Source organism: Pseudobutyrivibrio sp. C4, from assembly GCF_900111635.1.
Lineage (GTDB): Bacteria > Bacillota > Clostridia > Lachnospirales > Lachnospiraceae > Pseudobutyrivibrio > Pseudobutyrivibrio ruminis.
Genome location: NZ_FOHF01000005.1, coordinates 186,804 through 209,435, shown reverse-complemented (window position 1 = coordinate 209,435; position 22,632 = coordinate 186,804). Strand labels below are relative to the sequence as shown.

Below are 22,632 nucleotides of genomic sequence, written 5' to 3'. Positions count from 1 at the left end.
AAATGAACTATAATTTTTTTAATTAAATATATATTTATAGGTAGAATGATTATGAAAAAGAAAATATTTATTATTTTTATTCTAACACCTGCAATTCTATTTGTTACTACCGCTATCATCCTTGGAATATACGTTACAAACCACTCGGACCTTGTATATTCCGAAGTTTTTGTTGAAGCCGGTACCTCAGATTGCGATGTAACAGAATTTCTAAAGGATCCAACCACTTCCGCCAGGTTTTCAGATGATTCTGTTTTTGATCCAAATGTACCAGGTGATTATGAGCTTACTATCATATGTACGAATTCAAGAGGAAGGGAACGCTCCTTTACCTCCACCTTGCATGTGCAGGATACCACAGCGCCTACTGTTACTCTTTCAGCAGACTCTATCGATATGTACACCACAGCAGATGTTCCAACAGCCGCTGATTTAGTTGAATCTGTAAACGATGTGAGCAACTGCACCATTGATTTTGCCGAATCATACGACTTTACAACAGAGGGCTCTTTCGATGCCACAATAGTTGTCACAGATGCATCTGGCAATCAAACCACTGCAACTATCCCTTGTACTGTTAGAAAGGATTCCACACCACCTGTTATTACAGGCGTAGAACCAATTGAAATCACCCAGGGCGATACAGTTTCTTATAAAAAGAACGTTGAAGTGACAGATGATTTGGACCCAAATCCTACGCTTGAAGTTGACAGCTCGGAAGTAAATGTAGATAAGCGTGGCACTTACAATTTGACATACACAGCCACAGATTCTGCAGGTAACACAACCACAGAAACTACAACTGTAAAAATAGTCTCAGCAAAAATTGCCGAAGCCACAGAAGAAAATGTTAATGCAATGGCCGATGCCATTCTTGCTGAAATCATCACCGACGATATGTCTCAATATGATCAAGCCAAGGCAGTCTTCGACTGGGTAGTAGACAACATCCAATATTCTGAAACAGCAGGAATTGATGACCTCTACTCAGCAGCCTACAAAGGAATGCACAACCGCATAGGCGATTGCACTGTCAAGCAAAAAACTGCCGAAGTCATGCTCAACAGACTTGGCATTAAAAATATGGAAATCGAAAAGATTCGCGATACACGTGGTCACTACTGGTTGTTAATTGATATAGGCGAAGGCTGGTATCACTACGATCCAAACCTTCAGCTAGATGGCACAAAGATATTCTACTGGCACGACGCCGACCTATGGGAATACTCAAACGCACATCATAACACACACAATTATGACCCTAGCAAGTATCCAACTATCCAATAGCAAACAATGAATTTACATAAAGGAGACCTATCAAAATGAAAAACAAAATTATCGCATTTGCGTTAATCGCAACTACTGCACTTTCACTTGTTGCATGCGGAGGTTCTAGCGACACAAAAGTCATCGAATCAAGCAACACTACATCCACTACAGAAGCATCTACAAACAGCGGCTACGTATTCTCATACAACGGCACAACAATCCCTGTAGACGCCGATGCAGCACCTATCGTTGAAGCACTTGGCGAGCCAAACTCATACTTCGAATCACCAAGCTGCGCTGCCGAAGGCATCGGAAAGCTCTACACCTACAACGACTTCGAAATCCAGACATACCCAGATGGAGACACAGACTTAATCCTCTACGTACTCCTTCGTACAGACAACGTAGCCACAGCCGAAGGCATCGACCTTTCAAGCTCTCGTGACGACATCATCGCAGCCTACGGCGATCCAACCGAAGAAGCTACCGGCTCCATGAAATACACAACCGACACAATGACTCTCGTCTTCGTATTCGACGGCGACAGCCTCGTATCGATAGAATATGACAGTTTGAAAAACTAGTATTAAAGCAGGTCAATTAGACCTGCTTTTTTTATACCAAAAATCCGCTACTATTCACAGAATTTTAATTCATTCGTTATACAATCAAACATAATAGACAAATTTCATTATGGAGGGTTGCAATAATGAAGAAGCTAAATTCGATACTGGGATGTATGGTTCTAGCTTTGGCTGTGTTCCTGTCAGCATGTACAAAACAAGCAGAAACTACATCCACCACTAGTGATATTGATGAAGGTGCAAGTGAAATCACTTTACTAAACATCAAAACAGAAGTAACTGATCAGATAAAAACTTTGGCTCAAACCTACGAAGCAGAAACGGGTGTCCATGTCGAAGTACTTGATGTTGGTCCTGGTGTTGATGCACAGGCTATGATTAAAGGATTATATCTATCAAATCAAATGCCTGATATCATCGCCTGTGAAGCATCCGGTTTTTCAAACTGGGAAGGTTTACTTTTAGACTTAAGTGATGAGGAATGGGCTAGCAGAACATCTGGAGCTTATGTAGACGAGAACTATGGAACCATAGGTTTTCCATATACAACAGAAGCCATAGGACTAGCCTATAATGCCGATATTCTAAATAAATGTGGAGTTGATCCTGCATCAATCACAAATCTTGATTCAATGCGCGCCGCATTTGAAGCTGTTGATGCAAACAAAGAAGCTCTTGGACTAGATGGTGTTGTTGATTGTTGCGTTGAACCTGTAAATTTAGGATGGTCTTCTGGAAATCATTTATTTGGTGTGTATGTCGATTCAGGCTTGTCTCGCGATGATACAACTTATATAGATGGCATAAATAATAATCATGCTGTTGATGCAACCAGATTTTCAAACTATGCAGCTATGATGAGTTTAATCTATCAATATTCAAATCCTGATATGCTTTTGAGTGGTGATTATGATTCTCAAGTAGCAGGTTTTGCTGCTGGCAAATACGCTTTTATCACTCAAGGCTCTTGGATTGGAGCATCCCTTGCTGCTAGTGATGCATATAAAGCTGCAGGAAGTTTTGAAGTAGGCATGGCTCCATACGCTTTTGAAGATGGTATCGATACAATCCTTACATCTTCTCCTTCTTGGTGGGCGATTCCAAAAGAGGGTCAAACTGAAGCTGCAAAAGCCTTTCTTCAATGGTGTTCAGAGGACGCCGGTCAGAAAATTTTAGTAGAGCAGGCAGGCTTCGTAAGTCCATTCACAGATTGTCAGTACATAGCTGACGATCCATTCGCCCCTGTTTTATCTGCTTATTTATCTGAAGGCAAAACTTCTAGTTGGCATTGGATGGATTTACCTTCTGGCGTTGGAAGCAATGAAGGCGGTTTATGTTATTGCTTCTACCGATTTGCTGCAGGCGAAGATGATGCCAATACTTTCATGACAGATATAAATAATACTTTGGAAACATGGTATGCAAAACAATAGAAAGGGGGAGATAATAGTGAAAAATAAGACTACTAATACAGATGTAAAAATTTCAGGCTTCAATTCTATAGTTGTACAAATATTATCTCTGAATATTGCAATGCTTGTAGCTTTCATACTTGTTCTAGGGATGATTATGATGGCTATGCAAACCTCCACTTCAAATAGTATTGAAATGTTCGACTCCATGATGACATTAACGGAACATGAAGCCAATTTAAAAACTGACGTAATGACTTTGTACGATCAGTGTATAGGTTATGTTGCTTCTGGTTCTCAGGAAACTATGGATACGATTTTGCCTCAAATCGACATTGCTAAACAGGCTGTAAGTGATGACATTGCCGATTTAACAAACGATTTCTCTACCTACAATAATGAAGATGCCGCTGCTCAACTGGAGGAAATCGCTGCACAATATGAGCGTATGTGTGGATACATTGATAAAGCCATCGAAAAATGCGACGCTGGAGATCAAGAAAATGCTTACGCTATGCTTTTTGATAAAGCCGAACTTCAAAAGGTAGCAATGATTCATTCTACTGTAGTTTTGGATCAGGCTATCCAGGATAATGCAGTAGCCACCAAGGAAAGCATGAACAAACTCCTTGCACAGGGCAGAATAGTCGCCCTAATTGGCGCTGCCATCATTGTATTTTTAATCATATTAAACTTCCTGATTAGTTATAGAAGTATTGTGGTTAAAATCAAGGATATAAGCAACGAAGTTAATCAGATTATTACTAATATTCAAAAAGGTGAAGGAGATCTTACTGCAAGAATTCATACAAAGACAAAGTCAGAACTTTTATACATCAAAAACGGTATTAATCACTTCATCGAAACCCTACAGGGCATCATGAAGGATGTAAAAGACGGAACTACAGTACTTACTGAAAGCTCCGAGGAAGTCAATTCACAACTACGACTTGCAGATGATAATGTAACGAATTCGTCTGCTGCCTTAGAAGAACTCTCTGCTAATATGGAATCTGTGGTTGGTATTCTTGAATCAATAAATGAACGAGTTGACGATGTAAAGCAAGCAGCTGAAAGAATCACAACCCAGGCTGAGGAGGGTTCTGGTACTGCGAACGAAATCAAAGCAGAGGCTGATGAGCTTCAAATTAAAGTCAACACCAAAAAAGCTGATGTTGGAGAAAAAATGGCTGCTCTGTCAACTACTCTTGAAAACTCCGTTAAGGATTCAGAAAAGGTCAGTCAAATCAGTGATTTAACTAATGATATTTTGGATATCGCAAGTCAAACTAATCTGCTTGCTTTAAATGCCTCTATTGAGGCAGCTAGAGCTGGTGAAGCCGGAAAAGGCTTTGCCGTAGTTGCAGATGAGATTAGCAAGCTGGCAGCAAACTCTACTCAGACTGCTGCAACCATTCAGAATATTGCAACTGAGGTTACAGCCGCAGTAAACTCCTTGGCTTCTAATGCCAAGGAAGTGCTTGATTTCATCAATGGAACAGTAATCAATGATTACGACGAGTTCGTTGATACTGGTGAAAAATACGGTCATACTGCCGAAGTCATGAATGAAATGCTATCTGAATTCACCGAAAAAGCAGACAGTCTGAATGAAATCATGATGGCCATGGTGGAATCTGTTGATACCATCACTAATTCTGTTCAGGAAAGCTCACAGGCAATCTCAATGAGTGCCGCAAATTCAACAGAAATCGTTTCCGGCATCAAGGCTATTTTTAGCGCTATGGACCGAAACAATGAAGTAACCGAGCAACTGAATGATACTACACAAAAATTTACGTCACTATAAGTTAATGTAAATGTTTTTCAACTCAAAACTTCCATTTTTTTAAAAAAAGACACCTTTTTTATCTAGGTGTCTTTTTTCTATGTTGAAATTAATCAAACTTCAAAATTGTATTTAATATTCTTTTTGCGTTTAGTCTAAGCTGCTCATGGTCAAGAGCGCCCTTTTCATCAGCGGCCTTCAAGCGGTCTGTGTAGCCATTTCCCATTTTAAGGTCGTTGCCTGCATTTGACTCTTTGTAATGCTCGCCCCTTGTCCACCAATCAGATGTAACCATGCCTTCAAATCCCCACTCATCACGAAGGATTCCTGTAAGCAAATCGTGACTTTCAGATGCTCTCTCACCGTTGATTGCATTGTATGCGCTCATGATTGTGTATGGCTTTGCAGTCTTTACAACGATTTCAAAGGCCTTGAGATAAATCTCTCTGAGTGCTCTTTCTGAAACTCGTGAATCACTGTGCTTTCTGTTTGTCTCTTTGTTGTTGCAAGCAAAATGCTTAACCGATGCACCAACATTGTTGCTTTGAATACCATTTACCAAGGCTGCTGCAAGACGTCCTGCAACAATTGGGTCTTCAGAATAATATTCAAAGTTTCTTCCACAAAGTGGACTGCGGTGAATGTTGATTGCAGGTGTAAGCCATACAGCCAGGTTGTTTTCTTTAAGCTCCTCGCCTCCTGCCTTTCCAACCTTTGCAAGAAGATGCTCGTTCCAAGTGCATGCTAAAAGTGTAGAGCATGGGAACGCTGTAGTGAGGATTCCTGTCTCTGGCGCGATTCTAACACCGGCTGGACCATCTGCTGTCATAGCACTAGGCACACCATATTCTGGAAGATTTCCAAATCCAAATGTGTTTGCCACACCTGTGTTAGGCTGTCCGCCTACTAGATTCATTAAATCTTCTAGCGAAAGCTGGTCGACAAATTCGTCTAAAGTGATTTTGCCCTCAGCAACTTCAGCAAAAATGTGTGCATCCTTTTTAAATGGAGTAATCAGGCAGTAGCTATCTCTGCTACGTACAACTGGTGTAAGGCCTTCCTCTGTACCAGGCTCCATCTTTGTAATAACGCTTTCGTTGATATCCTTATGCTGGCCCTGAGGAAGCGCCTCATAAGAACCATCAGAAAGCATTCTTTCTTTTAACTCAACTGGTGCAAGCTTGTGAGAAAGCTCCTGTACAATCTCATCTTCCTCGTTGTTCCAAACCAAATCTACCTTTGCCACATCCATTGAATTATTGCCAAGGCAGAATCTGTACTCGCCCTTTTCAAGTACATAGCTTGCATCCCTAACCTTGCCTAAATCGTCAAATGAAGACATCTGATATTTGCTTACAGAAAGAGAAATAATCTGGCTCTCACCTGGCTCTAAGCACTTTGTTTTTGCGAAATCTCCAAGCTCTCTGGCTGGCTTGAAAAGCTTGCCCTGTGGCGCACTGTAGTAAAGCTGCACCACATTTTTGCCAGGCTTATCTCCTGTATTTGTAACCTTTACTGTGAAATAGAATGTATCATCACAAAGTGACATTGAAACAATGTCGCTTTCAAAGCTGGTGTAGCTCAATCCGTATCCAAAAGGATAAATAATCTTTTTATCTGCTTCTGGAATTGTAAGGAAATATCTATATCCTACATAAATATCTTCGTTGTAATTTACATAATCAAAGGACTCATGGAAGCCTGCTGTAGAAGGATAATCCTCAAGCTCACCAGCAAATGTATCTACAAGACGGCCTGATGGATTTACCATACCAAGGAGAACTTTGGCTGCTGCATCGCCGCCTTCCATGCCGCCCTGTCCCATGTAAAGTGCTGCATTTATTCCACCTTCCTTGAGCCAGCGAAGGTCAATTACTCCGCCAATATTAAGTACTGCAATTACCTTTTTAAAGTTCTTTTTTACTGTAGCAACAAGCTCCTTTTCCTCCTTAGTAAGATAAAAATCACCATCAGGGAAAATCTCTCCTGCAATCTTTGGCATGCTTGTTTCAGTTTCCCAAGGATTGTACTCATTTTTGCATTCTACATCGCTTCTATCCCAGCCTTCACCAGAAAAACGATTAATCAAAATCACAGCTGTATCCGTAAATGCGGTAGCACCCTTTACCAAATCAGCAGAAAGCTTTGGCTCTGCAGTCATACCTGGCACGCGACCATTTTCGTACTGCTTTTTCAAATCATCTCTATAGAAATCTATTAATGGCTCGTACACTGATACGCCGTTAGACTTCAAGCCATCATAAAGACTATGTACGTATTTACAATATACATCACCTGAGCCACCGCCACCTTTTACATAATCAACACTGGCCTTACCGAACAAAGCAAGTGGCTGCTCCTTTTTCAGAGGAAGAATTCCATCATTTTCCAAAAGAACCATGCCCTCTTCCGCAGCTTTTCTTGACAATGCAATATGTTCATCGCAGCCTGTAACTCTTCTATCTCCATATAAAGGAAGAGAAGGCTGATATAGTAATCTGGACCATTTTTGCATAATATAACCTCCCAATAATAACTATATTTACCTTCTCATATTAGACTTAAGTATTAAGTTTTTAAAGTGTTTTATTTTAATTGAAGTGAGATTTTTCGGCGGGGATTGTTACAGTTTTTCTCAGCTATTAATCATCCAATATTCAGCTCATCTTCACTTTACTCGCATATGCCTTTCAGACAAAGAATCCATAATATCCCACGGTATTTAGCAATCGCACCAAAGGATTTAAATTATGGATGTTTCAAATATCTATTTATTAAAAGATGCCTATGGCTCAAAAATAACCACAGGCACCTCATTTATGTCGGCATATCAAAAAGCTGCTGCAAATCCAAAATGTTCCACAATTGAAAAGGTCAATGTAGACAACAGTAGCATGAACAAGGTGTCTACTGTATGGAAAAGCAGCAGCTTTGATGTTTATATTTGATTGAATTTTTCTTTTACGCAATAACTGACATCATCGCAAGCATTCCTAAATTTGTTATATAGCTTCTTCCCTCATGTATGTTCCAGTATTTCTCATCAACTGACTTTACATCGAGAAATTCTCCGAAGTTTAAAGGAGAGCCCGGACCATCCGCAACAAATGGAACAATATATCTTCCTGAAGCATTATCTTTGTAAACCCCAATCCCCGCCTCATCTGGATCATTAATATTGATAGTCCTGCTAAAGGATATTAATTCATCCAGGCTAGAAGCTTCTGCCTCAAAGAAATACTCCTCATCCTCCGCGTCTTCATTTCTTATTACATCTACGTCGTACTCTATAATCAAAAACTTTTACCTCTATTTCTAAAAATTAGCTTTGATATATTAGCATGACTTTTTAAATGACTCTACATGCAATTTTTCTAGTATGTGTTATATGTAACCAAGTAAGAAAACTATAGATAATAGTCTTGCAAACTTTGAAAATAATGGCTATTCTCAATCTATAAACGAAGGCATAAGTGAATCAGTTCACAACAATGTTACCTGGTACCAAATGAGGTTAACCCTATGAAAAAACTAATTCTGTTCGGAGATTCAAATACATATGGTTATGATCCAAGAGGCTTCTTGGGTGGTAGATATCCTACAGAAGTTCGCTGGACTACTCGTATAAAAGAAGTCCTAAAAGACAACTATGAAGTCATTGAGGAAGGAATGAATGGCCGAATGTTGCCTGAGTTGGGCTATGGCTATTTCACATCAACCATTCAAAATCTAACTAAAGAAGATGTCTTTGTGATGATGCTTGGCACCAATGATATTCTACTTACAAATCATCCAGATGTAGAAGCTACACTTCAAAGACTTGATAGCATTCTTGATTATGTGAATCAAAATTGCATGGCTAGATTTATCCTAATTGCACCACCATACATAAGCGCATCAGATTCTGAAATGGAACTATACCATGACTGTAGTTTACGACTTAATGCAGGCTATATGAAACTAGCAAAAGAGCATAACATAAATGCTATCGATGCTGGAAAATGGAATATAGAGATGGGTTACGACGGAGTTCATTTTTCAATTGATGGGCATAAAAAGTTTGCCGAATCTCTATTGGAAGTTTTATCTGGAATATTATGATGTTCGATTGTAAATAAACATATGATTTGCTAGACTATCAAATTATTTGCAAATAACTATTGAACCAATTCGTGGTATTGGAGGCAGCCCATTGGGCTTTATTCCCACCACAATTTCACATCTGCAACATCCCTTTTTCACAGATATTTCGCCACTTTGGAATGACTCAAAGGCTATTAGCGTGGCAAATATTAACATCTTAATCGTTATATTATTCCCTACTACTGATTTTTCCTAATAAAATGATAAACCACAAGGCGGATAGTAAGATTTCTCCTGTTTCTTACTATCTGTAATCAAATTCTATTTACAGATAGTAAAAATCTACTCCATCATTACTATCTAGATTTATTTCTATCTCTCAGATAGTAAAATATCCAGCCAACACTACTGCCTAATTTCATTTTTTGCTCTCAGGCAGTAGTAGGCCCGGCAATCTCTACTGCCTAATTTCATTTTTTGCTCTCAGGCAGTAGTAATCCCAGCAATCATTACTACCTAATTTCATTTTCAGCTTTCAGGCAGTAGTAGTCCCTGCAATCACTACTGCCTAATTTCATTTTCTGCTCTCAGGCAGTAGTACCCCCAGCAATCACTACTGCCTAGTTTCATTTTCTGCCCTCAGGCAGTAGTATCCCCACTCCCCCTCACAAAAAACTACTGCCTAAATTCATTTTCTGAATCTAGGCAGTAGTCAACCAATTCAAATATCCCCAATCATAGCCATAGCCGCAGCCATAGCCACAGCCACAGCCACAACCTCAAGCCAACAGCCCACTAGCTATTGCCCTTGGCTACAGCGCTGGCAATGGACACGCCAACCAAATCATTGTATGGAATCATTGTGGCTTGCAAAGCGTGGTAGATGTCGGACTTGCCTGGCCAGACTGTTCCAATCACATTGTTGTGTTCATCGAGCTGGTGGAACCATGAGCCTGTGGCCTGGTCGTATACCTTTTCATCTAAGTATTCCATGAAAGCAGCGTAATCTTCTTTGTATTTTTCATTCCCTGTGACGCGGTATAAAACTGCAGATGTATTTATTGCTTCTGCAAGGGTCCAGTGCATTCTATCGTGAACTACAGGCTTGCCGTCCCAATCGGTGGTGTAGCAAATGCCAGGTTCGCCGTCTGCATTCCAGCCATCCTCCACTGCTCTGTTGTATAATTTCTCCGCAATTACGATATAATCTTTTGCATTTTCATTATCGTATTTACCATATGTAGAAACTGCCCATTGCATGATAAGTCTGGCCCATTCAATTCCGTGGCCTGGAGTAGCGCCATATGGCTTGAATTGATCATCTGGCTTATCTTTATTGCACTGCAAATCAGGCTTCCAATCACTTGTAAAATGTTCAGGGATTCTCCAGTTGTTTTCCCTTGCCCAATTCACAACATGATTGATAATTCTTCCTGCGCGAACTCTATAATTCTCATTTTTCAATGCATCCGCTGCTGCAAGGAAAGCTTCTACAGTGTGCATATTTGCATTGATTCCCCTGTAGTCATCGCAGACTGTAAACTCTGTATTCCAGGTATCTGTAGAAAGTCCCAACTCCTCATCCCAAAAGAATTCATCATAAACAGCTAATGCATCTTCAAGGAGCTCCTTTGCACCAGGACGCTTTGCCAGAAGTGCACTGCTTGCTGCAAGTATTACAAAACCATGAGCGTAGCACTGCTTGTTAGGAAGTACCTCTCCATCAGCAGTCAATCCTGCATACCAGCCTTTATGCTCATCATCGTGCAATTCCCCAGTCAGTCCTTTTAACGCCGCATCAGCAAGTGCTTCGCTTCCATCATGGCCAAGCATTGCTCCCAGACTATAGACATGGCACATTCTACTTGTGATCCAAGTTTCCCTCGGGCGGTCCTTCCAAGGAGTTCCGTCATCCCCTAAATAATAAGAGCCTCCGCCAGGAGAAGGAAATCTGTGTCCAAATGACAACAGACTATTCCTCATCTCTCTGACAAAGGCTTTGTTTTCAGCTGAATCAAGTTCGTATCGTCCCATGCAAAATCCCCCTTTCTAGTCGATTAATCAACTAGTCCTATTTGCTTCAAACCATGATATATCCCATCAGCATTATTGCTAAAGGTAACATTTCCAATCCGTTCCTTTAGCTCCTGTGGTGCATTCTCCATCAAGAAAGGTTTCCCCACCTTTTCAAGCATTTCAATGTCATTGAAATGATCTCCGAATGCCACCGTTTCCTTAATATCAATATCCCATTTCTTGCAGAGAAATTCAATACTTTCTCCCTTAGAAATGTTTTTATTCATAATTTCAATAAGAATATCTGACGAACGAACTATAGATAGGCATGGGAATTCTTTTTTTAGTCTATTTTCAATTTCTACAGTATGAGCGGGGTTGCACATACACAGGATTTTTCCTATCTCTGCACCTTCTGGCAAGCTATCAACATCGCCTTCTGATGCCTGTGCCTCAACTATAGATTCTTCCCTTGCAACTCTTTCGTCAGCACGGTCTTTAACGATCCAATTGTCCATAGAATAGATATTCCATGTACAGTCAAGATTCTCTTTTTCTATGAAGTTTATAAGCTTTTTTGCTGTGCCCTTTGTAAATCCGTTTGAGTATAATACCTGGCCATTGTAATCAATGATAAGGCCTCCACTAAAACAAACCATGGGGCATACAAACTTGTATCTTTTAAATATTGGATAAATACCAGAAGGTCCTCTAGCAGTAACAATCACAAATGGCAGATTTTTTTCCTGTAATGCTTTTATGGACTTTAAGGTACTATCCAATAATCTATGTTCTTTATTAAGTAATGTGCCATCCACATCACAGAACACAATTTTGTAAGTCATTATCTCACCTTGATTTAGCCAATTCATTAACCTTATCTAATGAAGGCATTACCCTAAGTGCGCCTTTAACTCTTGTAATTAGAGATGCTGCAGCGTTTGCAACTGTAAGCATTTCCTTTAATTTATTTTCATCTAATTCGTATATACCATACTCCAATAAATAATGAATTATACAACCGCAGAATGTATCACCTGCACCAGTTGTTTCGATTGTTTCTGGTGATAAGAATGAATCAACCTCTACGATGATTTCTTCCTTGCCTTCTGGCTGATAGTATGCACGGCTTCCTTCCTTGCCCAAAGAAACAGTTATAAGCGGGATATTGAACTGCTCTCTGATTTTGTGCACACCTGCTGTATAATCCTGTTCTCCAGTAAGCCACTGGATTTCATTGTCTGATATTTTAAGATAATCAGCGTATTTCATGCCACATAAAATCTGCTCTTTTGCCTCATCCAAGCTGTTCCAAAGGGGTTCTCTTAGGTTTGGATCAAATGTGATGATAGCACCATTTTTCTTAGCCTCTTCAAGAGCAAAAATTGTAGCCTCTCTTGGCAATTCATGAGTCATAGAAAGTGTTCCAAAATGGAAAACCTTTGTATTCTTGATAAGCTCTGTATCTACCTCATCCTTTCTGAGCATCATATCTGCTCCTGGATTTCTGTAGAATGAGAAATCTCTATCTCCATCTGGGAAAGTCTCTACAAAAGCAAGTGTAGTACGAACATCCTTATCCATTAAAAGATTTTCTGTACCAATGCCAACTTCCTCAAGTGTAGCTTTCAGCTTTCTACCAAAAATGTCATCTCCTACCTTACCAATAAAATTAACTTCGTGGCCAAATCTTTTAAGCATAGCAAGTACATTACATGGTGCCCCTCCTGGATTTGCCTCAAACAAGTCATTATTATTTTCTGATACTCCGTTGTTAGTCATATCTATAAGGAGTTCTCCCAATGCCACAACGTCAATTTTCTTTTCCACAACACTACCTCCTAAAATATCATTTAATAAGGGCAGTGGATTGTCACTGCCCTATAAGTGTTTAAAATACAATCTCTGAGTTAATTATACTTTAAACGTTTTATCAAAAAAAGAATATGAAGAAGAAATTATTTTAATAACTCTAAACGTGAAGGATCATTTGCGAATACTTCCTTCTCGTTGTCCTTTGTAACTACTACTGGTGGAAGCTCATATACTGGAACTTCGATTACACCGTTGTCTGCTGTTACTTCTGTAGCAGGCATACCATTACCAGCCTGAAGTGAATCGATGATTTCGATTGTCTTAGCAACAAGATCTTCTGTTGGCTTAGCAACTGTAGAGTACTGACGTCCCTGCCATACCCACTCAACTGACTCGTTCTCAGCATCAAGACCAGATACTACTGGGATGTCCTGACCAGCGTTCTCGCATGATGTGATACATGCTCTTGCAATACCATCGTTAGGGCAAAGAACACCATCGATTTCCTTGTCTGAATAGAATCCTGAAAGAAGTGAATCCATTCTTGACTGTGCCTTAGCATTGTCCCAATCAACTGTTGCACACTGTGTAAAGTCTGTCTGACCAGATACAACTACAAGTGTTCCATCATCAATCTTTGGCTGAAGTACTGACATAGCACCCTTGAAGAAGTTTGGTGCGTTAGGATCAGCAGGACCACCACCGAAAAGCTCGATGTTGTAAGGAGCCTCACCCTTCTGTTCCTCAAGACCCTGTAAAAGAGCCTGAGCCTGAAGCTCACCAGTCTTTACAGAACCGAACTGAACTACACCATCAACACCTGTTGTGTTCTCAAGAAGACGATCGTATCCGATTACGTATACGCCAGCTTCCTTAGCCTGCTCAAGTACTGAACCAAGCTGAGATCCATCTACAGGACCAACAACGATAACCTTTGCACCATTCTCAATCATAGACTCAATCTGCTGTTGCTGCTGAGTAACCTTGTTATCTGCAGCCTGTACAAGTGGAGTGTAACCAGCTTCTTCAAGCTGTGTTGTAAACATCTCCTCAGCTTCTTTCCAGTTCTGAGTTCCAAGCCATGGAAGTGAGATACCAATTGTTGCTCCCTCTTCGAAACCAGGCATATCTGTTGCAGCTGTATCAGCTGAAGCCTCTTCTGTTGTTGCCTCTGTTTCTGTTGTTGCTGCTTCTTCTGTAGTTCCCTCTCTACTTCCCCCACAGCCTGCGAATGTTGCAACTGTCATAGTTGCCACCATTGCCATTGACAATAATGTTCTTTTTTTCATTTTCCATCCTCCTTAAATAATCACATATTGTGCACTTAATATGTAAGGCCCAGCAGTTTATTACTGCAGGCAAGCCTTCTTAAATTAGTTGGCAGCTTTTTTATTTCCCCCAAATACTCTGCCAATGATTGAGCTCTTGCCGCTCTTCTTGTTGTAAACATCAAATGCTACAGCAGCTAAAAGAACGAAGCCCTTGATAACCTGTGTCTTGTCGGCACCAACACCCATAAGCATAAGACCGTTGTTAAGAACTGCCATTACAAGACCACCGACGATTGTTGCAAGAATTGTACCAACACCACCTGATACTGCAGCACCACCGATGAATACTGATGCGATTGCATCCATTTCCCATGATGTTCCATCAGCAGGACCTGCTGCTGTTGAACGACCTACAAAAAGAATACCTGCGATTGATGCTAAAAGTGACATGTTTACCATTGTAAGGAAATAAGTCTTTTTAACATTTACACCTGAAAGGGCAGCTGCTGCCTTGTTACCACCTACCGCATATACGTGACGACCAAACTTTGTACGCTGTGTAATGATGTGATAAACGATTGTAAGTAATAATAAGATAAGTCCTGGAACAGGGAATGATGTACCAACACGTCCTGAACCAAATAACCATGTAAAGTAACCAATAAGTAATGTCATAAGAGCGATTCTAACGATTACAGCCCAAAGTGGATCTTTTGTGCCATTGCCATCGCCTGAGTGCTTATACTTTCTAAGCTGAGCTACTACGTAGCAAACAATTCCAATAATTCCAAGTAAAAGTGTTGAGTTGTTCATGCCTGTAAATGCAGGTCCCCATTCAGGTAAGTATCCAGCACCGAACCACTTTAACTGCTCAGGAGCAGGAACTGAAATTGAATGAGAAATCCAAATAACACCACCACGGAAAATCATCATACCACCAAGAGTTGTGATGAATCCTGGAATACCAAGCTGTGCGAGGAAGAAACCGTGCCATGCACCAGCTAAGATACCTATCGCAATTGCGATAAGAACTGCTGCCCACCAAGGAACGTTATAGTTCTTAGCAACAAGTGCCATAACCATTCCTGCGAAACCAGCTACGGAACCGACTGACAAATCAATCTGACCGATAACGATAACCATCAACATACCAAGAGCTAAAATAAGTACGTATGCATTACCTGAAATCAAGTTCTGGAAGTTTGAAGAAGTAAGCATTCTTCCACCAGAAATAATGTTGAAAATAATAATCAAAGCAGCTAACGCAACAACCATTGTGTATTGGCGCAAATCCTGGCCTAATACCTGTTTTAAGTATTTCATAATTTATTCCATCCTTTCATAATTCCCATATACTAGTTTGAAGTAATTGTCATCCTCTTCATTAAGCCTTCCTGGTTAGCTTCAGCACTTTCAAGTTCGCCTGTGATAGTTCCCTCGAAGATTGTGTAAATTCTATCTGCCATTCCAAGAAGCTCTGGCAATTCAGATGACACCAGGATTACTGCCTTACCATCATCTGCAAGCTGATGAATCAATTTGTAAATTTCATATTTAGCACCTACATCAATACCTCTTGTAGGTTCATCAAGAATCAAAATATCTGGTTCTGTAAACATCCACTTTGATAAAACAACCTTCTGCTGATTACCACCTGAAAGTGTTGTTACTCCAGCATCTACATTTGATGTCTTGATTTTAAGAGAATTACGATACTCTTCTGCTGCTTTCTTTTCATCATTTATATCAAGAAGACCATGCTTTGTGATTTTGTCCAAATCAGCTGCAACAACTGTCTTTCTGATTGAATCCAAAAGATTTAATCCTAAATTCTTTCTATCCTCTGGAACATAAGCAAGTCCATTCTTTATTGCTGATTCAACAGATGTGAGCTTCACCTCACGACCTTTGATTTTGATTGAACCGCCTCTGTATATTCCATAGTTTCTACCGAATAGTGAGCGCATAAGCTCTGTTCTACCGGCACCCATAAGTCCTGCGAATCCAACGATTTCACCGGCTCTTACATTGAAGCTTGCATTCTTGCAAACCATTCTGCCTTCAACATCTGGATCCTCAACACACCAATCCTTTACTTCGAAGATAACTTCTCCAATATTTGGTTCGTGCTCTGGATATCTATTCTCAATCGAACGACCAACCATGGCTTTGATGATTTTATCTTCATCAACCTTACCTGCTTCAACGTCGTAGCTTTCTACGGTGTGACCATCTCGAATAACTGTAACGGCATCTGATACCGCAGCGATTTCGTTCAACTTGTGAGAAATCATGATACATGTGATGCCCTTATTCTTAAGGTCAATCATAAGGTTAAGTAAGTTTTCTGAATCAGCCTCATTCAATGCTGATGTTGGCTCATCCAAAATTAGAAGCTTTACATTCTTTGAAAGTGCTTTTGCAATTTCAACAAGCTGCTGCTGACCAACACCTAAGTGTTTGATAAGCACATCTGGATTAATTGAAAGACCTACTTTTTTAAGAATCTCATAGGTTCTTCTTTTTTCTTCTGCCCAATCAATCATTCCCTTCTTTATGATTTCATTTCCCATAAAGATGTTTTCTGTAATGGACAACTCTGGAATCATTGTCAGCTCCTGGTGAATAATTGCTATTCCAGCGCTCTCTGATTCCTTGATGTTTTTGAATTTCATCACCTGGCCCATATAAACGATGTCGCCATCATATGTGCCATAAGGATAAACCCCCGATAAAACCTTCATCAGTGTAGATTTTCCAGCACCATTCTCACCGCAGATTGCATGAATTGTGCCTTCTTTCACTGAGAGGTTTACATCATCAAGTGCTTTTACACCCGGAAATTCTTTTGTAATCCCTTGCATTTGAAGGATAAAAGAATTGCTTTCCATATATCAAATACCTCCCTATTTTGATGCCTAATTTGAAGCCAAATACTCGCTTGGTTTTCTTAAAACCCTGTCAGTAGCAATTGCTGCTGCACCGTAAAGAGTAGGATCTACCTTTAATCTAGATATCTCTATTCTTACTTTGCTACTAACTTCTGGAATTGTTCTTTCCTCTACAATCTTTTTGATTGTTGGTAGAAGAAATTCATCTCCTTGCGATACGCTATCCCCAATAACTATAATTTCTGGATCGTATGCATTTATCAATGTTACGCATCCATATCCAATGTATGTTGCAATTTCCTGTAAAACCCTAACAGCTTTTTCATTGCCTTTTCTTGCTGCTTCAACTATTCTTGCAACAGCCTCTGATCTGTTTTCATATTTTTCTTTAAACAGCTCAGGCAATTCCTTTTCAGCTTTTTTCAAAAGTGCCATTGTTGAGCAATAAAGCTCCAAGCATCCTTTATTTCCACACTCACAAGTGCTTCCGTTAAAGTCGATGCTGATATGACCAACCTCACTGGCAATTCCCTGATATCCAAGTAAAAGACTGTCGTGATCAACTACTCCTGATCCAACACCTTCACCAACCAAGAAATAAGTAAGTGAACTAAGTGGTCTTCCATGATCTCCGAACCACCACTCTGCTAACGCTCCCGCATTGGCATCCTGCTCGATGAATACTGGCTTATCAAATTCATTTTTGAACTCATCAATGAAGTTGATGTTGTGCCAGCTTGGCATTCGTGTGACCATTGCAATTCGTCCTTCTTTTCTAAGATAAGGACCTGGAAGTGCAAGACCAATGGCTACTACATTTTCATATTCATCAAGAAGCTTTCTTATCTGGTCTTTCATAGCTGTAAGAACCTTACCTGTATTTTCATCCAGACTAAACTCTGTCTCGCTTTGTGTGTAAAGCTTTCCAGAGATATCAAAAACTCCGATGGCAAATACATGTCTTGAAAACTTTACTCCGATTACCAGATTCTTTTCGGCATTTAATCGAAGGCCAATGGAACGTCGATTTCCATTTCCCTTCACAATGCCAACCTCTGATACGATACCCATATCAATCAGGTAGGCAACAAGCTTTGTAATGGATGCCTGAGTCAGGCCCATCATCTTTGCAATCTCTGCTCTAGTACAAACCTCTCGTTGCTGAAGGATTCGCACAATTGCAGAACGATTCATTTCTGTTAAATCGCTTGTATTATTGCCTGCAACTTCTTTGACTTTTTTCATTAACATTACCTCGCAATTGCTTTCAAGTGTTAATCACTTAACACTGTTAACACATTAACGCTGTTTCATAATAAGGTCAATAGATTTAGGGACCACTTTTTCAATTTTGTGAAACTTTCTTAAATTGAAATATTCATTTTCGTAAAATACGTCAAAAGCCCATTTTTACGGGCTTTTTAGCAAAATAATCAGTAACCTAATCACAAAAATACATATTTATGCACCCTTTATTAATTAAAAAATGATTACTTTTGATAATTCGCAATCAAACCCAATCAAACGATTCTACATATCGTACAAAATAAGGTTCAGTCAACTGTGCATATTTTTTAGGCACAAAAAAAGCCCTTGGCTTTCGCCAAGGACCTGTTATTTTATATTATTCTTCTTCACTTCTACGATACTTTGGAATATCTACTTCCTTCATAAGGAAATCTGACATATCGTTAAGGATATCATTTAATGTTTCAATGCGTTCTTCTGTGAAACGCTCTTCTGCTCTTTCAGCTACTGTCTTAACATAGCCTTCTGATAGATTTAAATACTCAAGGTATTTGTCTGTAACATGAAGATGAAACTCTCTTCTATCCTTTTCAGACTGAACCTTTTCAATGTACCCCTTATCAATTAAGCAAGCAATCTTATATGCAGCATTTGGTGAAGAAATACCAATAAATTCTGCGAACTCTTTTACAGTTGGATTTCTAAGTACATAGATAATCTCTACGCAAAAAAGCTCTACGATTGTAAGTGATGTTTCTCTTGCACGAAGCTTTTTGAACATCTCCTGGTAAAAGTGAACTTTAAACTTGGTGTAAACCTCTGTAAGTGCTTCTTCTAACATTTCTAGCTCCTATCTTTCTTTAATCTAAAACTTCTAGAAATATCATACTCAATTTAATCGCCTAAAGCAAAGGAAATTTCTGCTTTAGCAGCTATTTTTTCATTCACATAAGCCACAGCTTCCCCAAATCCCACAGGGCCTTTTCTTGATGTTAGCTTACATTCCAATTGTAAAACATCACCTGGTTCAACCTGTTGCTTAAACCTTGCATTCTTGATTCCACCGAAAAATGCAAGCTTTCCTTTGTTTTCCTCTTCTGTTAAAAGTGCCACTGCGCCTACCTGTGCCAATGCTTCTATTATAAGAACACCAGGCATAACCGGGTGACCAGGGAAATGGCCCATGAAATGCATCTCATTTGCAGATACGCATTTGATTCCCTTGGCATATACCCCTGGTTCGCATTCTGTGATTTTGTCCACCATCAAGAATGGATATCTATGTGGTAATATTTCCTGAATTTCTGAACAGCTAAGTTCCATTAAAACCTCCTAAATACAATTGATGCATTGTGACCACCAAAGCCAAGAGCATTTGATAATGCCACATTTATATCTGCTTTTCTACCGATATTTGGCACGTAATCCAAATCGCAAGCCTCATCCTTTTCAAGATAATTAATAGTAGCTGGAACAAAACCATCCTTTAAAGCAAGGGCTGTAATTATTCCTTCTACTGCACCTGCTGCGCCAAGCAAATGTCCTGTCATAGACTTTGTAGAGCTTACCATAAGCTTGTATGCGTGGTCTCCGAAAGCCTTTTTAATTGCAAGAGTTTCCCCTGCATCATTTAGGCTTGTGCTTGTTCCGTGAGCATTGATGTAGTCTACATCAGTCATTTCAATACCTGCATCTGCAACTGCAAGAGCCATACATTTTGCACCGCCCTCTCCTTCTGGATTTGGTGCAGTAATATGATAAGCATCGCAGTTTGAACCGTAGCCGATTACCTCAGCATATATTTTTGCTCCACGTGCCTTCGCGTGTTCTAATTCCTCAAGCACAAGAATACCTGCACCTTCGCCCATAACAAATCCATGACGCTCCTTATCAAATGGAATAGAAGCACGATTAGGATTTTCGCTTGTGCAAAGAGCTTTCATAGACTGGAAGCCACCAATGGCAAGTGGCATAATAACCCCTTCTGCTCCTCCACAAACCATAGCATCCTCGTATCCATCACGAATTCTGTGGAACGCATCACCAATAGCATTATTTGAGCTGGCACATGCAGTAACAACTGATGTACACATTCCCTTAAGTCCAAACATTATGGCAATCTGTCCTGCTGCCATATTGCTAATTGTCATAGGAATGAAATATGGTGAAATTCTGCTGTAGCCTTTTTCCTCGCCCTTGGAATGCTCTGTAGCTATTGTTGAAAGACCTCCAATACCTGATGAAACGATGCAACCAAACCTGTCCATATTTTCTTTTTCCACATCGATTCCAGCATCAGCAAATGCTTCCTTGGCTGCAGCACAAGCGTACTGTGTGTATACATCCATACGCTTAGATTCCTTTGGTCCAAGGATTTCTGCAGCATCAAAATTCTTTACCTCACCTGCAAGTTTTACTTTTAATTCTGATGTATCAAAATGTGTGATAGGGCCAATACCGCATTTTCCCTCTCTTACCGCATTCCATGTATCTTCCACTGAATTGCCAAGTGGGTTTACAGTACCCATTCCAGTAATAACTACTCTACGCTTCATGTTTTACATTCCTCCAGTTACTTCTATTACCTGTCCTGTAATATAAGATGCTTTGTCCGATGCCAAGAAATCTACAACATCTGCTACATCCTCTGGTGTTCCAAATCTTGCTAAAGGAATCTGTTTTAAATAAGCTTCCTTTACATTATCTGGCAACTGATCTGTCATAGCAGTCTGAATAAATCCTGGAGCTACCGCATTTACGGTAATACCCTTTGAACCATATTCTCTTGCTACCGACTTCGTAAATCCGATAACACCTGCTTTACTTGCACTATAGTTTGCCTGTCCAGCATTGCCCTGAACACCAACAATAGAAGTGATATTGATGATTCGACCATTTCTAGCCTTCATCATGTCTTTTATAGCTGCTTTTGTGCAAAGGAAAGTCCCTTTAAGATTTGTGTCGAGAACTGCATCATAATCAGCCTCGCTCATTCTTAAAAGCAAACCGTCCCTTGTGATTCCAGCATTGTTTACAAGGATTTCCACAGGTCCCATCAATTCTTTTATTTGATTAAACATTTCAGAGACATCATCTGCATTACTAACATCTGCCTTGATGTACATTGCCTGAACACCATGCTTTTTGCAGGATTCGATTGTCTCCTGGGCTGCGTTCTCATTTCCCGAATAGCAAATAGCAATATTAATACCGGATTTTGCCAAATTTTCAGCAATTACTCTTCCTATTCCCCTGCTTCCACCTGTAACTAATGCTACACTCATGCTCCAAGCTCCTTTACAATGTTTTCAAAATCATCAACTGTGTCGATTGAATATACTTTTGCGTTATCAACAGTCTTAGTTATAAACTTGCTGATAGCTTTTCCTGGTCCGATTTCCACAAAAGTATCCACACCAGCTTCTGCCATATATCTAATTGAATCTTCCAGATAAACTGATGACTGTACCTGCTTTTCTAGAAGATTTGCAACCTCTTCATTCTGATTTTTTTCTCTTCCGAGACAGTTGAAAACTACCTTTGTTTTCTCTTCCTTAAAATCTACTGTTTTAAATTCCTGAGCAAGCTTATCTCCTGCTGGCTTCATAAGCTTTGTATGGAATGGTCCACTTACCTTTAATGGAAGAATTCGCTTTGCCCCTGCTTCCTTAAGAAACGCACTAGCCATATCCACAGCACTAGAATGTCCTGAAATTACAATCTGACCTGGGCAGTTAAAGTTTGCTGCCTGAACTACACGCTCACCTTCTGTTGCTTTGCATGCTTTTTCGCAGCATTCTAAAACAGTCTCTCTATCCATTCCAAGGACAGCAGCCATTTTGACATTCAATCCCTGGGAAGCCTCTGTCATGTACTTGCCCCTTTTTGCAATCAGTTCCATGATTGTTGCTTCATCTACAACACCTGCCTCGTATAATGCAGAATACTCTCCAAGACTAAGACCGCATGTGTAGTCAGCCTCTATTCCTGCCTCTTTCAGAAGCTTTGTTACGCCAATTGCAAATGCAACCATAGCAGGCTGAGTATAAGCAGTCTGTGAAAGCTGCTCAATTGGCCCATTAAATGAAATGTCTGCAACATCCATGTCAGTTACTTTGCTTACAACCTCTGTTGCATTATCTATAGTCTCCCTAAAACTATCGTATTTACCATAAAAATCCTGGCCCATCCCAACACGCTGTGAACCTTGACCTGCATAAACAAAACCTAACATACTCTTGTACCCCTTATCTG

General features: G+C 39.9%; 20 protein-coding genes. 6 read left to right on the top strand and 14 right to left on the bottom strand.

Going from position 1 to position 22,632, the window contains the following annotated elements:
• Positions 1 to 51: 51 nt before the first annotated feature.
• The 4 genes from BMY66_RS09900 to BMY66_RS09885 all read left to right on the top strand — a co-directional run bounded on the left by BMY66_RS09900 (position 52) and on the right by BMY66_RS09885 (position 5,075).
• A complete protein-coding gene (locus tag BMY66_RS09900) occupies positions 52 to 1,287 on the top strand; it encodes an immunoglobulin-like domain-containing protein (protein WP_177175646.1) in 1,236 nt (411 codons plus the stop codon).
• A 35-nt stretch (positions 1,288 to 1,322) separates the two neighbouring features.
• Positions 1,323 to 1,853 carry a hypothetical protein gene (locus tag BMY66_RS09895; RefSeq protein WP_090395017.1) on the top strand — a complete coding sequence of 177 codons (531 nt, stop codon included), beginning with the start codon at positions 1,323 to 1,325 and terminating at the stop codon, positions 1,851 to 1,853.
• A gap of 125 nt (positions 1,854 to 1,978) precedes the next feature.
• The gene (locus BMY66_RS09890) at positions 1,979 to 3,286 is read left to right on the top strand and encodes an ABC transporter substrate-binding protein (RefSeq protein ID WP_090395016.1); all 1,308 of its coding nucleotides are present in this window, start codon (positions 1,979 to 1,981) and stop codon (positions 3,284 to 3,286) included.
• Positions 3,287 to 3,302: 16 nt separating this feature from the next.
• The gene (locus tag BMY66_RS09885; RefSeq protein ID WP_177175645.1) at positions 3,303 to 5,075 is read left to right on the top strand and encodes a methyl-accepting chemotaxis protein; all 1,773 of its coding nucleotides are present in this window, start codon (positions 3,303 to 3,305) and stop codon (positions 5,073 to 5,075) included.
• Between the two features lie 88 nt (positions 5,076 to 5,163).
• Here the strand turns inward: BMY66_RS09885 and BMY66_RS09880 are convergent, their stop codons facing one another.
• The gene (locus BMY66_RS09880) at positions 5,164 to 7,569 is read right to left on the bottom strand and encodes a glycoside hydrolase family 3 protein (protein WP_090395014.1); all 2,406 of its coding nucleotides are present in this window, start codon (positions 7,567 to 7,569) and stop codon (positions 5,164 to 5,166) included.
• A 235-nt stretch (positions 7,570 to 7,804) separates the two neighbouring features.
• On the opposite strand from BMY66_RS09880, the gene BMY66_RS09875 reads away from it, so the two are divergent.
• A complete protein-coding gene (locus BMY66_RS09875) occupies positions 7,805 to 8,002 on the top strand; it encodes a hypothetical protein (protein ID WP_090395013.1) in 198 nt (65 codons plus the stop codon).
• A gap of 13 nt (positions 8,003 to 8,015) precedes the next feature.
• Here the strand turns inward: BMY66_RS09875 and BMY66_RS09870 are convergent, their stop codons facing one another.
• Complete coding sequence (locus tag BMY66_RS09870; protein ID WP_090395012.1) at positions 8,016 to 8,351, bottom strand: hypothetical protein; 336 nt, start codon at positions 8,349 to 8,351, stop codon at positions 8,016 to 8,018.
• Between the two features lie 225 nt (positions 8,352 to 8,576).
• Between BMY66_RS09870 and BMY66_RS09865 the strand changes: the two genes are divergently transcribed.
• Positions 8,577 to 9,155, top strand: a complete 579-nt coding sequence (locus tag BMY66_RS09865) for a GDSL-type esterase/lipase family protein (RefSeq protein WP_090395011.1) — start codon at positions 8,577 to 8,579, stop codon at positions 9,153 to 9,155.
• A 777-nt stretch (positions 9,156 to 9,932) separates the two neighbouring features.
• On the opposite strand, the gene BMY66_RS09860 is transcribed toward BMY66_RS09865, so the two are convergent.
• The 12 genes from BMY66_RS09860 to fabD all read right to left on the bottom strand — a co-directional run bounded on the left by BMY66_RS09860 (position 9,933) and on the right by fabD (position 22,612).
• Positions 9,933 to 11,171 (bottom strand): AGE family epimerase/isomerase, encoded by a 1,239-nt coding sequence (locus BMY66_RS09860; protein ID WP_090395010.1) that lies wholly within the window; start codon positions 11,169 to 11,171, stop codon positions 9,933 to 9,935.
• A gap of 23 nt (positions 11,172 to 11,194) precedes the next feature.
• Complete coding sequence (locus BMY66_RS09855; RefSeq protein WP_044935787.1) at positions 11,195 to 11,998, bottom strand: Cof-type HAD-IIB family hydrolase; 804 nt, start codon at positions 11,996 to 11,998, stop codon at positions 11,195 to 11,197.
• Between the two features lie 4 nt (positions 11,999 to 12,002).
• Positions 12,003 to 12,983, bottom strand: a complete 981-nt coding sequence (locus BMY66_RS09850) for a carbohydrate kinase family protein (RefSeq protein WP_090395009.1) — start codon at positions 12,981 to 12,983, stop codon at positions 12,003 to 12,005.
• Positions 12,984 to 13,111: 128 nt separating this feature from the next.
• Positions 13,112 to 14,257: a substrate-binding domain-containing protein gene (locus BMY66_RS09845; RefSeq protein WP_044935784.1), complete on the bottom strand. Its 1,146-nt coding sequence runs from the start codon at positions 14,255 to 14,257 to the stop codon at positions 13,112 to 13,114.
• Between the two features lie 84 nt (positions 14,258 to 14,341).
• Positions 14,342 to 15,562 carry a sugar ABC transporter permease gene (locus BMY66_RS09840; protein WP_044935780.1) on the bottom strand — a complete coding sequence of 407 codons (1,221 nt, stop codon included), beginning with the start codon at positions 15,560 to 15,562 and terminating at the stop codon, positions 14,342 to 14,344.
• A 32-nt stretch (positions 15,563 to 15,594) separates the two neighbouring features.
• Positions 15,595 to 17,130: a multiple monosaccharide ABC transporter ATP-binding protein gene (mmsA, locus tag BMY66_RS09835; RefSeq protein ID WP_044935777.1), complete on the bottom strand. Its 1,536-nt coding sequence runs from the start codon at positions 17,128 to 17,130 to the stop codon at positions 15,595 to 15,597.
• A gap of 27 nt (positions 17,131 to 17,157) precedes the next feature.
• Complete coding sequence (locus tag BMY66_RS09830) at positions 17,158 to 18,375, bottom strand: ROK family transcriptional regulator (RefSeq protein ID WP_044935774.1); 1,218 nt, start codon at positions 18,373 to 18,375, stop codon at positions 17,158 to 17,160.
• A 379-nt stretch (positions 18,376 to 18,754) separates the two neighbouring features.
• Complete coding sequence (locus tag BMY66_RS09825) at positions 18,755 to 19,219, bottom strand: MarR family winged helix-turn-helix transcriptional regulator (RefSeq protein WP_090395008.1); 465 nt, start codon at positions 19,217 to 19,219, stop codon at positions 18,755 to 18,757.
• A gap of 53 nt (positions 19,220 to 19,272) precedes the next feature.
• Complete coding sequence (gene fabZ / locus BMY66_RS09820) at positions 19,273 to 19,701, bottom strand: 3-hydroxyacyl-ACP dehydratase FabZ (RefSeq protein ID WP_033151673.1); 429 nt, start codon at positions 19,699 to 19,701, stop codon at positions 19,273 to 19,275.
• Entirely contained in the window at positions 19,701 to 20,933 is a 1,233-nt protein-coding gene (gene fabF, locus BMY66_RS09815) for a beta-ketoacyl-ACP synthase II (protein WP_090395007.1), read from the bottom strand. Before fabF ends, fabZ begins: the two co-directional genes overlap by 1 nt.
• A 3-nt stretch (positions 20,934 to 20,936) precedes the next feature.
• Positions 20,937 to 21,662 carry a 3-oxoacyl-[acyl-carrier-protein] reductase gene (fabG, locus tag BMY66_RS09810; RefSeq protein ID WP_044935762.1) on the bottom strand — a complete coding sequence of 242 codons (726 nt, stop codon included), beginning with the start codon at positions 21,660 to 21,662 and terminating at the stop codon, positions 20,937 to 20,939.
• The gene (gene fabD, locus BMY66_RS09805) at positions 21,659 to 22,612 is read right to left on the bottom strand and encodes an ACP S-malonyltransferase (RefSeq protein ID WP_090395006.1); all 954 of its coding nucleotides are present in this window, start codon (positions 22,610 to 22,612) and stop codon (positions 21,659 to 21,661) included. Before fabD ends, fabG begins: the two co-directional genes overlap by 4 nt.
• Positions 22,613 to 22,632: the final 20 nt, after the last annotated feature.

Bases quoted from the DNA above. Each gene is read 5' to 3' on its own strand.
- BMY66_RS09880 (WP_090395014.1), bottom strand. From the start codon at position 7,569: ATGCAAAAATGGTCCAGATTACTATATCAGCCTTCTCTTCCTTTATAT.
- BMY66_RS09830 (WP_044935774.1), bottom strand. From the start codon at position 18,375: ATGAAAAAAGTCAAAGAAGTTGCAGGCAATAATACAAGCGATTTAACA.
- BMY66_RS09875 (WP_090395013.1), top strand. From the start codon at position 7,805: ATGGATGTTTCAAATATCTATTTATTAAAAGATGCCTATGGCTCAAAA.
- BMY66_RS09865 (WP_090395011.1), top strand. From the start codon at position 8,577: ATGAAAAAACTAATTCTGTTCGGAGATTCAAATACATATGGTTATGAT.
- BMY66_RS09840 (WP_044935780.1), bottom strand. From the start codon at position 15,562: ATGAAATACTTAAAACAGGTATTAGGCCAGGATTTGCGCCAATACACA.
- BMY66_RS09855 (WP_044935787.1), bottom strand. From the start codon at position 11,998: ATGACTTACAAAATTGTGTTCTGTGATGTGGATGGCACATTACTTAAT.
- fabD (WP_090395006.1), bottom strand. From the start codon at position 22,612: ATGTTAGGTTTTGTTTATGCAGGTCAAGGTTCACAGCGTGTTGGGATG.
- BMY66_RS09895 (WP_090395017.1), top strand. From the start codon at position 1,323: ATGAAAAACAAAATTATCGCATTTGCGTTAATCGCAACTACTGCACTT.
- BMY66_RS09845 (WP_044935784.1), bottom strand. From the start codon at position 14,257: ATGAAAAAAAGAACATTATTGTCAATGGCAATGGTGGCAACTATGACA.
- BMY66_RS09890 (WP_090395016.1), top strand. From the start codon at position 1,979: ATGAAGAAGCTAAATTCGATACTGGGATGTATGGTTCTAGCTTTGGCT.
- mmsA (WP_044935777.1), bottom strand. From the start codon at position 17,130: ATGGAAAGCAATTCTTTTATCCTTCAAATGCAAGGGATTACAAAAGAA.
- BMY66_RS09860 (WP_090395010.1), bottom strand. From the start codon at position 11,171: ATGGGACGATACGAACTTGATTCAGCTGAAAACAAAGCCTTTGTCAGA.
- BMY66_RS09825 (WP_090395008.1), bottom strand. From the start codon at position 19,219: ATGTTAGAAGAAGCACTTACAGAGGTTTACACCAAGTTTAAAGTTCAC.
- fabZ (WP_033151673.1), bottom strand. From the start codon at position 19,701: ATGGAACTTAGCTGTTCAGAAATTCAGGAAATATTACCACATAGATAT.
- fabF (WP_090395007.1), bottom strand. From the start codon at position 20,933: ATGAAGCGTAGAGTAGTTATTACTGGAATGGGTACTGTAAACCCACTT.
- BMY66_RS09900 (WP_177175646.1), top strand. From the start codon at position 52: ATGAAAAAGAAAATATTTATTATTTTTATTCTAACACCTGCAATTCTA.
- fabG (WP_044935762.1), bottom strand. From the start codon at position 21,662: ATGAGTGTAGCATTAGTTACAGGTGGAAGCAGGGGAATAGGAAGAGTA.